Raw genomic sequence first — 15525 nt, 5'->3', positions numbered from 1 at the left:
TATATAGTAATAGCGCCGCAGATTTCTTCTCTGCGGCGCTATTCTTTTCTTTAGCTCTATATATTTCTCACCCAGACTTTGTGCGAGCCGGCGCCTTTGGCTTTGATGCCAGAATTGGGATCGGCAACAAGTCTGGAGAGTTCTCTGGAGGCTGTGCTGTAGCTGAGGCGGCTGAGGTTGGCGTATTCCTGGAGGGTGATGAAACCGTGCTTGTCGATATGCTGCAGGGCGCGTTGCTGGCGCTCTTCGAGGGAATAGGGAGAACGGGGCGATGGATTGCTGGCGATGCGTTCGAAGGAGTTCTCCTTGTTGATGGCCTTAATCAGCTTCTTGTCTACCTTGAAATTCACACCCTTCACTTTCACGTGGCGATACTTAGTCTTTGGCTCCGATGCATTCTGCTGGGTGCCTGTTTCTGCCTTTTCATCGGCAAATTCGAGGGCGAGCGAGAAGACGCCCAGATTGTCGATTTTCATCGTGTGCCCCATTGGAAGATAGTTCTTCATGACAACTCCTAATGTGTCGAGTACGCCACGAATCGTCGCCTGGCTGAAAGCTGGCGAGTTGGTGTGAATAAGTTCTACCACCTTTTCGTAGTCGAACTCCGTATAGACCTGCATCTTGGGGAAGATTCTTCCTTTTTTGCCGTTGCCCATACCCTCGGGCATTTCCTTGATTACGTAATTTGCCATACTATTCTTTACTTTTTTCGTTTCACACTTTGAAATCTATATTCCAAACTTTGCAACTTGCATTCCAGACTTTGCAATGTACATCCCAAACTTTGCAATTGAAATTTTCTGCAAAGATAATCTTTTTATTTTAAAGAACCAAAAATTTATTCAACAATCAAACAAAATTGTGTATCTTTGCAGCAACGATCTAAAACATTATAATTATGAACATTGGTGACAAGGCGCCCGAGATTCTGGGCAAGGATGAACAGGGACGGGATATCCGTTTGAGTGATTATCGTGGACGAAAGTTGGTGCTGTATTTCTATCCGAAGGATAATACCAGCGGCTGTACGGCTGAGGCTTGCAGTCTGCGCGACCATTACAACGAGCTGCAAGGGGCTGGCTACGAGGTGGTGGGCGTGAGTAAGGACTCGGCTGCATCGCACGTAAAATTCAAGGAGAAGCACGAACTGCCTTTCCCGCTGATAGCGGATGTGAATAAGGAACTGCTACAGGCGATGGGTGCCTGGGGCGAGAAGGTGATGTACGGCAAGAAAACCGAGGGTACCATACGCACCACCTTTATTATCAACGAGGAGGGCGTGATAGAGCAGATATTTGCCGGCAAGCAGGTGAAAACCAAGGAGCACGCTGAGCAGATACTAAGCCGATAGCTTGGGGCGCTTGGTGTTTACCAGATACATGCCGTACAGAATAAGTGCGGTGCCGATGATGAACCAGGTGGTGATTTGCTCGTTAAGAACCATCCAGGCAAACACGATGGTGGTAACGGGATTAAGATACACGTAGTTGGTGGCCACCACAGCGCCTAAACGCTTAAGTGCCCAGTTCCATGCCACGTAACAGAGCATGGAGGCTACACAACCTAAGAACAGCAGATTGCCTAACAACAGGGGCTTGTTGATGATCACCTGGATGTTGAGGTCGGGATGCAGGATGATATATGGTATCATGGACAGCAGACCGTAAAAGAACACCTTGCGGGTAATGAACACCGTGGTGTAACGTTTGCTGACGGGGATAATCAGCAAGCTGTAGAACGCCCAGCTCATGCAGGCACCAAGGGCCAGCATATCGCCCAAAGGCGAGAGGTGGAGCACAAAATGACCGTTCATCACCACCATGATAACACCCAATGCTGCCATAACGGTGCCAAAAGATTGCCAGCGATTAAGGCGCTCGGTTTTATAGAAACCGCCGATAATGGCAGATGCAAACAGCGGGCACAGACTCACGATGATGCTGGTATTGGTGGTTGTGGTGTAGTTCATGGCGCTATTCTCGGTCAGGAAGTAGAGCGATCCGCCAAATACACCTAATGCCATCATGTTGAGTTCGTCGCGCCAACTGTTGCTGAGCCAATGGATACCCTTTGACAGGCTGTAGCCTAATAATAGTAAGTAGGCGATGATAAATCGCAGAATGAATATCTGGGCAGCAGTTAGTCCGCCCAGCAACAATAGCTTTGTGCACACAAACGTGACGCCCCAGATGGCCACCACTACAAATGCTATAAGATGAGGTAGGAATCGCTTCATATCAAGTATTTTTGTGGGTGCAAAGATACAACTATTTTCTCATAATTAGCAAAAAAAAGCAATATATGCTTGCACTTTTCGGTGAAAAAACGTACCTTTGTCCGCATATTGTTAAACATATCTGACTAATCATGGAAACAGAACTGTTGTGGGGTTTTAACCTCCAAGCTTGGATTACTATTATTACAGTGCTGGGTATGTTTACTACTCTGCTACTAACCAAACTGCGTTCTGATGTGGTATTCTTGGCTGCTATAGCCATACTTCTTGTAACAGGCGTGCTCGACGCTAAAGAGGCGTTTTCGGGCTTTAGTTCTTCGTCGGTAGTGGTTATCGGTGTGTTGTTCGTAGTAGTAGCCGGGCTTACCTATACCGGCGTGCTACAATGGATAGTTAAGAACCTATTAGGACAGCCTAACAGCTACGGCAAGGCCGTGGTACGACTGATGCTGCCAGTGGCCGGACTGAGTTCGTTTCTAAGCAATACCACGGTGGTGGCCATGTTTGTAGGCATCGTGAAGATATGGTCGAAAAAGTTGGGCATCGCGCCCTCAAAGCTGCTCATTCCCCTGAGCTACGCCTCAGGCATGGGTGGTGTGTGTACGCTGATTGGTACACCACCAAACCTGATTATCAGCGGACTTTATGCCGATAAGACTGGCAGCGCTATGAACGTGTTGGCTACCACGATACCAGGCTTGTTCTGTTTGCTTGTAGGTGTGCTGAGCATTATTGCCATGCGCAAGCTGCTACCCGATAGGAAAGCACCCGAATCGGACTTTGAGGATACTGCCGAATATACCGTAGAGCTGCTGGTGCCATCAAACAACAAGTTTATTGGCGAGACATTAGACTATGCTGGTTTGTACGGCGTGAAGGGTGGCCGACTGATCAGGATCCGCCACTTTGATAATGTGCCTGTGGCGCTGAGCAAGGACGAGTTTGTAATGGGAGGCGACCATCTGACATACGCCGGACAGATTAAAGATATACTGCAGTTGGCTCAGGAACGCGGCTTGCAGGTTGGCGACGAGGTGATTAACGTGGGTAGCAAAACGCTGATATCGGCGCTTGTCATGATAGCGATGGTTACCGTATCGGCCTTAGGCGTTATGCCGCTGCTGCATTGTGCCTTTATTGCCGCCGCTGCCATGATGATACTGCATTGCTGTACCCCCGATCAGGCCATGCGCGCCATTAACTGGGATATTTTGATGGTGTTTGCCGGTAGCGTGGTGCTGGGACTGGCTATCCAGAAAACGGGTATTGCCGAGCGCCTGGCCATGGGTATTCTGGATGTGTGTGGTACCAACCCGATAGTGGTGATGACAGCCATCTGCTTTGTGGGCACTTTTATCACGGAGTTCATCTCTAACACAGCCGCAGGTGCCATGTTCTTCCCCATTATGTACGAGGCAGCCGAGAAGTTGGGCTACGAGCCATACCCATTCCTGATAGCCCTGATGGTAAGCGTGAGCAGTAGCTTTGCCACACCTATCGGATCGCCTACACACATGCTGGTGTATGGTCCGGGTGGCTACCGATTCAGCGATTTCATGCGTATTGGTTTGTTGATGAACTTGATTATCCTTGCAGCCAATATCTTCATTGTGAACATTGTCTATCCATTAACACCACTACAATAATGAAACTAACAAAAATCTGGTTACTGATTACTGGTCTGATCATTTGTGGCGTATCTTGTAAGAGCGGGAAGGAGGTTTTTATCCCTAAGGCTCCTGATTATAACGATGCTACGATGTGGGTGACTGTTAATAGTGACAGCATCGGCGCAGGTGCCGATATCTTTTATGTCGTATCCACTTGGGAGGAGGACTGGACAACAGAAGATGGGCGCCTTTGTCATTATGCCGATGTGTATAACCCTACGCATCGTGAACATATGGGTGAATTGGAAATCAAAAGGGCTGCTGCATATATGTCGCCTGGTAATCGCTTCTATGCTCCCTTTTATCGGCACACAACCATTGATGCCTTCCTGACTCTGAATGATGATACTATCCGAAATCGTACCCGTCTGGCTATGGATGATGTCTGCAGGGCTTTCGATCATTTTCAGGCTCAGCGTGACAAGTCGCGTCCACTTATTATTGTAGGCTTCAGTCAGGGCGGTATGGCTGTGGTTGAACTATTGAAGCACATCGATGATGATACCTATAGCCAGTTGGCTGCTGCCTACGTGTTAGGCTATAAAGTAACACCAGAAGATACGTTGCAGACCAAGCATATCAAAGCTGCGCAAGGTGAGGCAGATACAGGTGTTACCATCTGCTACAATACTGTGAAGGATGTGAAATATATAAAACCTGTAATTGCTGCCACGTGTATGGGAATCAATCCTGTAAACTGGCGTACTGATGATACGCCTGCCGTTCTTCACGATTCCATTACCGTTACTCTCTCACCTCAGCACCACGTGCTGGTGGTTAAGGGCTATAGCGGCTCAGAATATCCTGCCTACAAGGATCTTATCAATGTAGGCGATATCCATAGTTGTGAACCATGGCTTTATAGTGAATGTTTAGCAAAGAATATCAGCGTGAGGACTAATGCTTGGCGCAAAAACTAAATCATATGAACGAACTTATAACTCAGATTAATGATGCCGTATGGGGCTATGTGCTGATTGCCGCGCTGGTAGGCTGTGGCGTGTGGTTTACTATTAGAACACGCTTTGTGCAGTTCCGTATGGTGGGCGAGATGCTCAGGTTGCTTACTGATTCGGCGGTGGATACCGTAGGTGAACAAGTAAAAAATCAAGGTCCGGAAAGCAAACGTAAGCATATTTCTTCTTTTCAGGCTTTTGCCGTGAGTGTGGCCACGCGTGTGGGAACAGGTAACTTAGCGGGTGTGGCCTCGGCCATTGCTATCGGAGGTCCCGGTGCTGTGTTCTGGATGTGGATTATCGCATTAATAGGTTCGGCAACGGCATTTGTGGAGTCTACATTGGCACAGTTGTTCAAACAAAAACACAAGGACTCGTTTATCGGTGGTCCAGCTTATTATATCCAGCGCGGTCTGCATCAGCGGTGGATGGCTATTACATTTGCGGTACTCATTACCCTGCAGTTCGGACTCTCTAACAACTCCATCCAGGCTAACACCATCTGTGGCGCCATGCAGGAGGCCTTTGGGTGGAATCCTATGTGGGTAGGTGCTGTGTTAGCTGCTTTGGGACTCTTTATCGTGTTTGGCGGTATCCAGCGTATTGCTCATGTCAGCGCGGTATTGGTTCCTGTAATGGCTATTGGCTATGTTGTCTTGGCTATCGTGATTATCGCGATGAACATAGAGCATATTCCTCATGTGTTCAAGGTGATTGTGACTGATGCGTTTGGTATCCATCAGATTGCTGGAGGTGGTATTGGTGCTACGATTATGAATGGTGTGAAACGTGGTCTGTTCTCGAACGAGGCGGGCGAGGGTAGTGCGCCTAACGTGGCGGCAACAGCTGCGGTATCGCATCCTGTGAAACAGGGACTGATTCAGGCTTTAGGGGTGTTTACGGATACCTTGTTAGTATGTTCATGCACAGCTTTTATTATCTTGATTAGTGGACTGTATCAGATGCCTGAGTTGAATGGTATTGCCTTGACTCAATCTGCTTTGCAAAGCGAGGTAGGAGCCTCTGGTCCAGTGTTTGTTGCCATTGCCATCTTCCTCTTTGCCTTTTCAAGCATTATAGGAAACTATTACTATGGTGAGGCTAATATCCGCTTTATAACGTCTAATTCGTTGGTGATGACTACTTATCGTGTCTGCTCGGCAGGTGTAATGGTTATTTTCGGAGCAATGGCAAGTTTCGAATTAGTTTGGAATATTGTCGATTTCTTCATGGCCTTTCTTACGGCTTGCAACTTGATAGCCATTGTGCTACTGGGACGTTATGCTTTCCGTCTGCTCGAAGACTATCGAAAGCAGAAACGGCAAGGTATAAAGGAGCCAACCTTCCATCGCAGTCAGATACCTGAGTTGGAACACGAATTAGAGTGTTGGGAATAAAAACATTTTTTGCAAATAAATTTGGTTTTTCGCTCGCTTATTCGTATCTTTGCACCCAAAATTCGAAAGATATGAATATTGAAGCATTAATCAGCAAAGCTGCAGGAGAGGCTGTTAAGGCCCTCTATGGCATGGATGCCACAGAGAAAATGCTGCAGTTGCAGAAGACAAGAAGTGAGTTTGAAGGTAACCTGACTCTGGTGGTTTTCCCCTTTGTAAAGGCCGCTAAGAAGAGTCCTGAGCAGACTGCACAGGAGATTGGCGAATATCTGGTTGCCAACTGTGCTGCTGTAGAGAAATTTAATGTAGTAAAGGGCTTTCTGAACCTGAGTGTAGGTGATGGGGCTTGGTTACAGTTGCTCGAGTCTATCGATAAGGATGAGCGCTTTGGCATGAAACAGGTTACAGAAGAGTCACCACTTGTCATGATTGAATATTCTTCACCTAACACAAATAAGCCATTGCATCTTGGTCATGTACGTAACAACCTGCTGGGTTGGAGCTTGGCACAGATTATGGAGGCTAACGGCAACAAGGTGGTGAAGACCAATATCGTGAACGACCGTGGTATTCATATCTGTAAGTCGATGCTGGCTTGGTTGAAGTACGGCAACGGCGAGACTCCTGAGACATCGGGCAAGAAGGGCGACCACCTGATTGGCGACTACTACGTAGCTTTCGATAAGCACTATCGCGAGGAGGTGAAGGAACTCGTAGCCCAGGGCATGGACGAGGAGAAGGCTAAGCAGGAGGCTCCACTGATTAAAGAGGCTCACGAGATGCTGGTTAAATGGGAGAACAACGATCCTGAGGTACGCGCCTTGTGGGAGAAGATGAATAACTGGGTATATGCCGGTTTCGACGAGACCTATAAGAAGATGGGTGTATCGTTCGATAAGATATACTACGAGAGCCAGACCTATCTGAAAGGTAAGGCTAAGGTAGAAGAGGGACTTGCAAAAGGACTCTTCGAGCGCCATGAGGACAACTCAGTATGGGCCGACCTGACTAATGAAGGTCTCGACCAGAAGCTGTTGCTGCGTAGCGATGGAACCAGCGTTTATATGACTCAGGACATCGGTACTGCCGAGATGCGTTTCAAGGATTATCCTATTGATAAGATGATATACGTGGTAGGTAACGAGCAGAACTATCACTTCCAGGTACTCTCTATCCTGCTTGACCGTCTTGGATTCAAGTGGGGTAAGGAACTTACACACTTCTCTTACGGTATGGTAGAGTTGCCAAACGGTAAGATGAAGAGTCGTGAGGGAACGGTTGTTGATGCCGACGATCTGATGGCATTGATGGTTGAGGATGCCTACAAGACCTCGATGGAACTGGGTAAATTCGATGATATGACCGAAGAGGAGCGCCGTGAGATTGCCCGCGTGGTAGGTATGGGTGCCCTGAAGTACTTTATCCTGAAGGTTGATGCACGTAAGAACATGCTGTTCAACCCTGAGGAAAGTATCGATTTCAACGGTAATACCGGTCCTTTCATCCAGTACACCTATGCTCGTATCCGTTCTATCCTGCGTAAGGCCGAGGCTGAGGGTTTGAAGCCTGCTAATGCTCAGGTAGATCTGGCTGAGAAGGAAGTAGAGTTGGTTCAGAAGATGAACGAGTTTGGTGCCGCTGTAGAGCAGGCTGGTAAGGATTATTCGCCAAGCGGTATCGCTAACTACTGCTATGAGCTTACCAAGGTGTTCAATCAGTTCTATCACGATTACAGCATTCTGAACGAACCCGATGAGCAGAAGAAGGCTGTACGTCTGATGCTGGCTAAGAATGTGGCCAAGATTATCAAGAATGGTATGAGTCTGCTGGGTATTGAGGTGCCTGAGCGTATGTAATCATGGTCAAACTCATCAATCCGCCTACAAACCGTCAAGATACAGTTCTGCCCTTGCCTTTAGAGGTGAGGGCAGATGCGTGGGCGGTTGATGCTGCATGCTCTGGTAATCCTGGTCCTATGGAATATCAGGCTATCGATTTGCAGACGGGATATCAGGTGTTCCACTATGGTCCTGTACATGGGACAAATAATATAGGTGAATTCTTAGCGATTGTGCATGCCTTGGCGCTTTGTTGGCAGAAAGGACTACATAATAAGACGATTTATTCCGATTCATATAATGCTATTCTCTGGGTTTCCAAACGTAAATGTAAGACGGCTTTGGAACGAACTCCCCAGACAGAACAGCTATTTCAGATTATTGCCAGAGCTGAAAACTGGCTTAATACACACAACTACCGAAACCCTATAATTAAATGGGAAACAAAAAAATGGGGTGAAGTTCCTGCTGATTTCGGACGCAAATAAGGGGCTTTAATACTTTTTAACTAATAGAACTGATAGCTACTCTTTTTTTTTTCATATATTTGCAACCAATTTAAGTTAATTAGTTAAGACTATAATATTATAAACGCCAAGAGAGATGACCGACATCATCTTATCGAGTTTTCTTAGCTTGTTTGCTTTGTTTGGCAAGGAAGAACAGGTTGATGAAGTATGGGCAAAAACCATGCTCACAAACTATTTGCGGCGTCATTTGGGAATCAGAAATACCACAGCTTATCTTGATTTGTATACAGATATACGAGGAGCTTACGAAATATCTGATAACTTGGATACAACAGAGACGGTAAAGAGCATCTGTTCTAATCTCCATGGAAAAATAACTATCAAAGAAGAGTCGCTATTGCTGCTGCGACTGATGGAGTTTTGTGCTGATGACGGCGTTTTGCTTCAGGCCATAGGTATGTTTAAGACTATGGCGAAGATCTTTAAAATCTCGGATAAACTATATCAGGATTTCTCGGATTTTGTTGAAAATAGGGAGAATAGTCAGGTGATGGTGCATCATCTGGATGATACAGATGGAGAGCTTAAAACCCTTGCCTGTCCGTCGTTAGGTTTGTTACTCTTTACTTATACGGGTAAAGATACAGTACTTTGTAACGATGTGCCAGTATTGTCAGGTGCCTTTCAGGTTTGGTTGCAAAGTAGTGTTATCAAAGGAAAGAGTGGTAAACCAATCTATTTCTCTACTATCGTAGATAAATACACAGCTCGTAACAATGAGACTCAGGATGTCATATCGAAAATTGAGTTCTGTGGACGTGACATCAACTTCCGTTTCCCCAATAGCGATAATGGTATGCACAACCTGAGCTTTACTCTGCATCATGGTGAGCTTTTGGCTATCATGGGAGGGTCAGGTACAGGTAAGTCAACATTACTTTCTATTCTCAATGGTTCACTGGTTCCTCAGGAGGGAACTATCACGATCAATGGGCATAGCATCACAGAGCCCAGGGTTAAAAACCTGATAGGATTTGTTCCACAGGATGACCTGCTGATTGAAGAGCTGACAGTTTACCAGAACCTTTGGTTTACTGCTAAACTCTGTTTTGAGGGGATGAGCGAGGAGGAGATTGAGAATCGTGTGATGAAAACGCTGAAGGATCTTGGGCTTGATGCAGCCAAGGATCTTAAAGTTGGTTCTGCAATCAACAAGTATATCTCTGGCGGACAACGCAAACGACTAAATATCGCTTTGGAGCTCATCCGTGAGCCGGCTGTCCTATTTCTTGATGAACCTACGTCCGGACTCTCCTCTGCCGATACAGAGAAGGTGATTAACCTTCTGAAAGAGCAGACCTATAAAGGTAAGCTTATTGTAGTAAACATTCACCAGCCATCCAGCGATGTCTATAAACTCTTCGACCGTTTGTGGCTTTTGGATAAGGGGGGATATCCGGTATTTGATGGAAATCCCATTGACGCTATTACCTATTTCAAGAATGCGGCTAACTATGCTGATGCTACTACAAGTGCATGTCCTACTTGCGGTAACGTCAATCCAGAGATAGTCTTGAATATCATTGATGAGAAAGCCCTTAATAGTAGTGGTGAAGTATCTGATGAACGAAAGATGTCGCCTCAGGAGTGGCATGAGCTATATTTGAAAAATCGACCAAAGCAGAAGGCTCTTAAGCATGGCAATATACCACCATCGGATCAGAAGAAACCTAGTGCTTTCAAACAGTTCTTGATTTTTCTCCGACGCAATATCAGAACAAAAATCACCAACTTACAGTACCTCTGTATTACATTATTGGAGGCACCTTTACTTGCTGTAGTCTGCGCTTTGCTTACTCGTTTTGCACCTTCTGAGGGATATAGTGTGATGGACAACAAGAATCTTGTGAGCTATTTCTTCATGTCTGTTATCGTGGCCACTTTCATTGGTATGAGTGGTAGCGCCGAGGAGATAATTAAGGATCGTGCGTTGTTGAAACGCGAGAGATTCCTTAGTCTTTCGCATAGTAGCTACATCTGGTCGAAGATTGTTTATATGGCTGTCGTGTCGCTATTGCAGACGTTCTTGTTCATTGCGATTGGTAACTCTATCATGGGACTGCATGGATTGTTTGATATATGGTGGCTTATCCTTTTTGTAACATCTTTGCTTTCGAATTTAACAGGATTGCTGCTCTCGCAGTGTCTTAGTTCGGTGGTAGCTATCTATATCAGCATTCCATTATTGCTCATTCCACAGATACTGCTTTGTGGACTGGTGGTCAGTTTTTCGGACCTGACACCTAAGAGCACTACAGGCAACGTGCCAGCTATTGGCAATATCATCCCTTCGCGCTGGGCCTACGAGGCACTCGCCGTTACCTCTTATACAGATAACGCATACGAGAAACCTTTTTTTGATTTGCATAAGGTGAAGTACGAAACACAGTTCTATAATATGGGCTACCTCTACGAGTTGCAGTCACAGTTGGAGACCATGAATGACGAAGTTATACGTGGCAAGGAAGTGAACCCAACCCATCTGGAGATCATCAAGACCAATCTACCTCTGCTGACATCTGTCAGCGGTAAGGAATCGTATAGTGGGGACTATTCGTACGCCTCGTTGAAAGAGTATTTGGCAAGCATAGAGACGGAACTCTCTAAACGGAGCAACAAGGCTACATTAGCTGCCGATAGTAAGATGTCAGAGCTGATCCGCGAGCATGGAAGGGAAAACGTGCTTAATATCAAGCGAGATAACTATAATATCCGTTTGGAAGAGTTTGTTGTAGGTGCCGACAATGCGCGCATGTTAGATGTGGTCAATCATGTCATTGTGCCTCGTACCAGTATCATTTTCCTTACACCAAGGAGCCATTTTGGTTGTGCGCCCTTCTACAGCAGCGAGAAGATTGTTGGCTCGTGGCATATCAAAACCCTTTGGTTCAATTTGAGTGTAATGTTACTCATGTGTTTCGTGGTGGCCCTGTTCCTATTTACAGATTGGCCTGGAAGATATATTAGAAAAAGTGAACAATAACAATAGTATTATTATTAAATTATTAAAACAATGAAGAAATTATCAATTTTCGCTGTAGCATTTGCAGCAATTGCCTTCGCAGCATGTGGAGGAAACAAAAGTGCACAGAATGTAGAGTCAGCTGACTCTACTAAGAGTTTTGAGCAGGAGCAGATTGAGGCAAGTATCAAGATGCATGTAGACAGCCTTGCCAGTGAGATTGGCAAGCTGAAGCAGTTGCCAATTCTGCAGGCCGATGGTACCATTAAGCTGACTGCTGATGAACTGAAGGTTAAGCCAGACTATCTTCTGACTCCATCTGTAGCAGAGAACGCTACCACTTTGGCAGAAAAGTATCGTTTGTTGGCTGCCCTTCAGGTAGACAAGTCTACAGCTAAGCTTTATGAGATGCCTGTTGAAGATTATGAGAAGGCTATCACAAAGTTAGCTGCTGATATTGATGATCCTTCTTTCAAGGCTTTCGAGGAAGGTGCTCCCGTGGCTGAGGCAACAGAAGCTTTATACAATGCTATGAACGAGAATGGTCGTATCAACTACTTCTGGCAGTCAGCTGCCGCTTCTCTCGTTGAGCAGCTCTATCTCATCAATCAGAATGCAGATAAGTTCCTGGTAGCTTTTGATGATGATGCAGCAGCTAACAGTACATTCCGTGTTATTCTGATTCTTGACGCTCTGAATCGTCTGGCACAGTATGACCCAGATATTAAGCCAGTAGCCGACGCTCTCGCACCTCTGGATGTTCTTAACGCTACAACCGTTGATGAGCTGAAGAAGCAGCTGGTAGAGGCTAAGGATAAGATTGAAGCAGCCCGTCAGGCTCTTGTTAAGTAAATAATAGTACTCTTATGTATAATACATCCCCTCGTTCATTAACGGGGGGATGTTTTTTTTATATACCTTATCGGCGGAATATGATAATCCTGTTTCTGTCGTATGTCTCTGATTTCCAAATTACCGCATGCGGAGGAATCTGAGGAGCGCGCGTACCATCGCTGACAGTCTGCTCGGAAGTCTCTACCCGGATCTCATCCCATAAATCCTGTTCCAGAAATGATTTAAGTGTGATGGCTCCACCTTCCACAATCAGGGACTGGATGTTTTGGGCATGCAGACTCTGAAGGTTCAAAGGGTGTGTGTGATCGATTACTAATCGCTTGGGATATGGACCATACCATTCGCGTACGTTCAATTGTGGTTGATCACGTTCATCGGTCACGCGCCCTATAAGTATCGCATCCTCCTCAGCACGGAGTTTGTGAGAAAGCATCTTGGTGAAATCAGATGAAATCTGCATAGGTTGGAAATGGTTGTCTATGAAACCGTTGGCTGTCTGTGCCCATTTTAGGATAATATAAGGTCTTTGTTCACGATGGAAAGTGAAAAATCGACGGTTCAGTTGCTTACATTCTGTTTCGAGAACACCTACTTTTACCTCAATGCCTGCATCGCGCAGCTTTTTGATGCCACGTCCCTGAACTTCAGCGAATTCATCGATGCAACCAACTACCACGCGCCGAACCCTCTTTTTAATAATCAAATCAGCGCAAGGTGGCGTTTTGCCATAGTGCGAACAAGGCTCCAACGAGACGTAGATAGTTGATTCGGGTAGTAGAACCTCATCTTCCTCTTTTACTGAGGCAAAGGCGTTCACTTCGGCATGAGCCTGACCACAGCGTATGTGGTAGCCCTCGCCAATGATTCGGTTGTTGTGTACAATGACAGCTCCAACCATAGGATTGGGTTTCGCATCTTGTTGCCCGTTTTTGGCCAGCTGAATACAGCGCCGTATGAATTTTTCGTCGTCTAACATATTATTTTTATTATTCACTATTCACAATTCGCTTCTTTTTTGTATTTTTGCACCATGAATTACGAACAACTTTGCCAAAGACTTAGCAGTATTTATGATACTGGCGAAGCAAAAGCCATCGTCCGTTGGGTGCTCGATGTCCGTTTTGGATTATCGATGACCGATATTTATTGTGGCAAAGTTACGCAATTATCCCCAAACGACCAAGCAGAACTTGAACAAATTATGCAGAAGCTTGAAAAATCTGAACCAGTGCAATATGTTCTGGGTGTAGCCGACTTCTGCGGTCGTCAGTTTCATGTGGCACCAGGAGTACTGATTCCAAGGCCGGAAACTGCGGAATTGTGCCAAATAATAGGCGAAGAAGTACGTGGCATATCAGAGAATTGTCAAAGAGAAGAAAACAGGCATTATACCATATTGGATGTTGGTACGGGAAGTGGTTGTATAGCTGTAACTTTATCGCTCGATATACCAAAAGCTTGGGTGACGGCCTGGGATATTTCTGACGATGCACTTGCTATTGCCAAAGGTAATGCTGTGTCCTTAGGAGCTGATGTGAGGTTTGAACATTGTAATGCGTTGGCGTTGAATTCAGAGGCCAGCCGATGGGATGTTATTGTGAGTAATCCGCCTTATATATGTCAGAAAGAGGCAAACGAAATGGAAGCTAATGTCTTAAGATACGAACCTGATATGGCTCTTTTCGTACCTGATGATGATCCGTTGTTGTTTTATCGTCATATCATGAACTATGCCGTATCTGCTCTTAGGCCTGATGGCAGGTTGTATTTTGAAATCAATCCGCTTTATGCTGATTCCATTGTAAATAACTTGCAGCAACTTGGATTTGTGGATGTGACGAGTGTCAACGATCAATACGGTAATGCCAGATTTGTTAAAGCCAGCAAGAAATGAACAAGGAAAGGACAGAACAAGAGGCGTATCTGCAGTTGGCCACTATATGTGCCCAAGCAGAACACTGCGAGCAGGAAATGCGTGATAAAATGAAACGTTGGGGCGTGGAGCCGGATGCTCAAAATCGTGTTATTGAAAGACTGGTCAATGAACGCTACATTGATAATGAGCGCTTTGCCCGTGCTTTTGTGAAAGACAAGATACGGTACAACAAATGGGGGAGACGCAAAGTAATGCAAGCACTTTGGATGAAGCATATAGCTGGTGATATTCAGCAGCGGATACTTGACGAAATCGATGATAGCGACTATCTCGATGTATTAGTGCCATTGTTAAAGCAGAAACGCAAGACCATCAAAGCCAAAAGTGACTACGAGCTTAACCAGAAACTGGTGCGCTTTGCATTGGGTAGAGGATTTGACTTTAATATCATTCGTCAATGCTTAGAGGTTGATGACGATATGGAAGAACTCGATGAAACCGATTAGTTTTTGGCATAGATTATTAGATTTGATTTCGCCACGCTTGTGTGTGGTGTGCGGCAGAAGACTTTCTGTCACAGAGAACGTGATTTGCAATAAATGTAATTTTCATTTGCCAAGGACAGGGTTCGCACGGAATGCCTATGAGAATGAGATGGCTAAATTGTTCTGGGGACAGTTGCCTATTGAACGGGCAGCAGCATTCTTTTATTATGAAAGTCATGCAGAGATGGCTAACATCATCTATCAGCTTAAATACAAGGGGCATCCGGAGATAGGTCTGGTAATGGGACGTATGATGGCAAAGGAATTTCAGTTTGCTGGTTTCTTTGATGGTATAGATGGAATTGTGCCTGTGCCACTAACCAAAAACCGATTTAGGTCGCGTGGCTATAACCAGAGTATGGAGATTGCTAAAGGTGTCAGTGAGATAACAGGTCTGCCTGTCTATGAACATCTGGTTGTGAGGACTGTTTTTAATGCTAGCCAGACAAGAAAAAGCCGTTGGGATCGTAAGGAGAATGTTGAGCAAGTGTTTAAACTCCATCAGCAGTTGCCTCCTCATGTTCGCCATCTTCTGATTATTGACGATGTGCTGACTACAGGCGCAACTATGATAGCGTGTTCACACCAATTGGTTGAAAACAAAGCCATTAAGATCAGTATTCTGTCGCTCTGCTTTACAAAAAGTTAGGAAAATAAATG

The 15525-nt window shown here is 45.5% G+C and carries 14 protein-coding genes; 11 read left to right on the top strand and 3 right to left on the bottom strand.

Annotation, left to right across the window (positions count from 1 at the left end; translation table 11 throughout):
- Window positions 1–56: 56 nt before the first annotated feature.
- Window positions 57–692, bottom strand: a complete 636-nt coding sequence (locus T495_RS16010) for a hypothetical protein (protein WP_033147434.1) — start codon at window positions 690–692, stop codon at window positions 57–59.
- A gap of 206 nt (window positions 693–898) precedes the next feature.
- Between T495_RS16010 and bcp the strand changes: the two genes are divergently transcribed.
- On the top strand, window positions 899–1351 hold the full coding sequence (gene bcp, locus T495_RS0102290) for a thioredoxin-dependent thiol peroxidase (RefSeq protein ID WP_033147433.1): 453 nt from the start codon (window positions 899–901) through the stop codon (window positions 1349–1351).
- Here bcp and T495_RS0102285 read toward each other — a convergent pair.
- Window positions 1340–2236: a DMT family transporter gene (locus tag T495_RS0102285; RefSeq protein WP_028902715.1), complete on the bottom strand. Its 897-nt coding sequence runs from the start codon at window positions 2234–2236 to the stop codon at window positions 1340–1342. The genes bcp and T495_RS0102285 overlap by 12 nt on opposite strands.
- Window positions 2237–2367: 131 nt before the next feature.
- Here T495_RS0102285 and T495_RS0102280 point away from each other — a divergent pair, with 131 nt between their 5' ends.
- The 7 genes from T495_RS0102280 to T495_RS0102250 all read left to right on the top strand — a co-directional run bounded on the left by T495_RS0102280 (window position 2368) and on the right by T495_RS0102250 (window position 12441).
- A complete protein-coding gene (locus T495_RS0102280; RefSeq protein ID WP_028902716.1) occupies window positions 2368–3882 on the top strand; it encodes an SLC13 family permease in 1515 nt (504 codons plus the stop codon).
- A complete protein-coding gene (locus T495_RS0102275; protein WP_033147432.1) occupies window positions 3882–4826 on the top strand; it encodes a DUF3089 domain-containing protein in 945 nt (314 codons plus the stop codon). Before T495_RS0102280 ends, T495_RS0102275 begins: the two co-directional genes overlap by 1 nt.
- Window positions 4827–4831: 5 nt before the next feature.
- Complete coding sequence (locus T495_RS0102270) at window positions 4832–6259, top strand: sodium:alanine symporter family protein (RefSeq protein WP_033147431.1); 1428 nt, start codon at window positions 4832–4834, stop codon at window positions 6257–6259.
- A 71-nt stretch (window positions 6260–6330) separates the two neighbouring features.
- A complete protein-coding gene (gene argS / locus T495_RS0102265; RefSeq protein ID WP_028902719.1) occupies window positions 6331–8115 on the top strand; it encodes an arginine--tRNA ligase in 1785 nt (594 codons plus the stop codon).
- Window positions 8116–8117: 2 nt separating this feature from the next.
- On the top strand, window positions 8118–8585 hold the full coding sequence (locus T495_RS0102260) for a reverse transcriptase-like protein (RefSeq protein ID WP_033147430.1): 468 nt from the start codon (window positions 8118–8120) through the stop codon (window positions 8583–8585).
- A gap of 304 nt (window positions 8586–8889) precedes the next feature.
- The gene (locus T495_RS0102255) at window positions 8890–11610 is read left to right on the top strand and encodes an ATP-binding cassette domain-containing protein (protein ID WP_197020321.1); all 2721 of its coding nucleotides are present in this window, start codon (window positions 8890–8892) and stop codon (window positions 11608–11610) included.
- Between the two features lie 30 nt (window positions 11611–11640).
- Complete coding sequence (locus T495_RS0102250; protein WP_028902722.1) at window positions 11641–12441, top strand: hypothetical protein; 801 nt, start codon at window positions 11641–11643, stop codon at window positions 12439–12441.
- Window positions 12442–12508: 67 nt separating this feature from the next.
- On the opposite strand, the gene ribD is transcribed toward T495_RS0102250, so the two are convergent.
- On the bottom strand, window positions 12509–13420 hold the full coding sequence (gene ribD, locus T495_RS0102245; protein ID WP_033147429.1) for a bifunctional diaminohydroxyphosphoribosylaminopyrimidine deaminase/5-amino-6-(5-phosphoribosylamino)uracil reductase RibD: 912 nt from the start codon (window positions 13418–13420) through the stop codon (window positions 12509–12511).
- Window positions 13421–13474: 54 nt separating this feature from the next.
- On the opposite strand from ribD, the gene prmC reads away from it, so the two are divergent.
- The 3 genes from prmC to T495_RS0102230 all read left to right on the top strand — a co-directional run bounded on the left by prmC (window position 13475) and on the right by T495_RS0102230 (window position 15514).
- Window positions 13475–14338 carry a peptide chain release factor N(5)-glutamine methyltransferase gene (gene prmC, locus T495_RS0102240; RefSeq protein WP_033147428.1) on the top strand — a complete coding sequence of 288 codons (864 nt, stop codon included), beginning with the start codon at window positions 13475–13477 and terminating at the stop codon, window positions 14336–14338.
- Entirely contained in the window at window positions 14335–14826 is a 492-nt protein-coding gene (locus T495_RS0102235; RefSeq protein ID WP_033147427.1) for a regulatory protein RecX, read from the top strand. The genes prmC and T495_RS0102235 overlap by 4 nt, the downstream gene beginning before the upstream one ends.
- A 148-nt stretch (window positions 14827–14974) precedes the next feature.
- The gene (locus tag T495_RS0102230; RefSeq protein ID WP_369793219.1) at window positions 14975–15514 is read left to right on the top strand and encodes a ComF family protein; all 540 of its coding nucleotides are present in this window, start codon (window positions 14975–14977) and stop codon (window positions 15512–15514) included.
- Window positions 15515–15525: the final 11 nt, after the last annotated feature.

Source organism: Prevotella sp. P6B1, from assembly GCF_000702825.1.
Classification (GTDB): Bacteria; Bacteroidota; Bacteroidia; order Bacteroidales; family Bacteroidaceae; genus Prevotella.
This window is presented reverse-complemented; position numbering and strand designations above follow the sequence as displayed.

Excerpts from the sequence above, each read along its gene's own strand:
- ribD (WP_033147429.1), bottom strand. The coding sequence starts at position 13,420 with ATGTTAGACGACGAAAAATTCATACGGCGCTGTATTCAGCTGGCCAAA.
- T495_RS16010 (WP_033147434.1), bottom strand. The coding sequence starts at position 692 with ATGGCAAATTACGTAATCAAGGAAATGCCCGAGGGTATGGGCAACGGC.
- T495_RS0102275 (WP_033147432.1), top strand. The coding sequence starts at position 3,882 with ATGAAACTAACAAAAATCTGGTTACTGATTACTGGTCTGATCATTTGT.
- T495_RS0102285 (WP_028902715.1), bottom strand. The coding sequence starts at position 2,236 with ATGAAGCGATTCCTACCTCATCTTATAGCATTTGTAGTGGTGGCCATC.
- prmC (WP_033147428.1), top strand. The coding sequence starts at position 13,475 with ATGAATTACGAACAACTTTGCCAAAGACTTAGCAGTATTTATGATACT.
- T495_RS0102250 (WP_028902722.1), top strand. The coding sequence starts at position 11,641 with ATGAAGAAATTATCAATTTTCGCTGTAGCATTTGCAGCAATTGCCTTC.
- T495_RS0102235 (WP_033147427.1), top strand. The coding sequence starts at position 14,335 with ATGAACAAGGAAAGGACAGAACAAGAGGCGTATCTGCAGTTGGCCACT.
- T495_RS0102230 (WP_369793219.1), top strand. The coding sequence starts at position 14,975 with ATGGCTAAATTGTTCTGGGGACAGTTGCCTATTGAACGGGCAGCAGCA.
- bcp (WP_033147433.1), top strand. The coding sequence starts at position 899 with ATGAACATTGGTGACAAGGCGCCCGAGATTCTGGGCAAGGATGAACAG.
- T495_RS0102270 (WP_033147431.1), top strand. The coding sequence starts at position 4,832 with ATGAACGAACTTATAACTCAGATTAATGATGCCGTATGGGGCTATGTG.
- T495_RS0102260 (WP_033147430.1), top strand. The coding sequence starts at position 8,118 with ATGGTCAAACTCATCAATCCGCCTACAAACCGTCAAGATACAGTTCTG.
- T495_RS0102280 (WP_028902716.1), top strand. The coding sequence starts at position 2,368 with ATGGAAACAGAACTGTTGTGGGGTTTTAACCTCCAAGCTTGGATTACT.
- argS (WP_028902719.1), top strand. The coding sequence starts at position 6,331 with ATGAATATTGAAGCATTAATCAGCAAAGCTGCAGGAGAGGCTGTTAAG.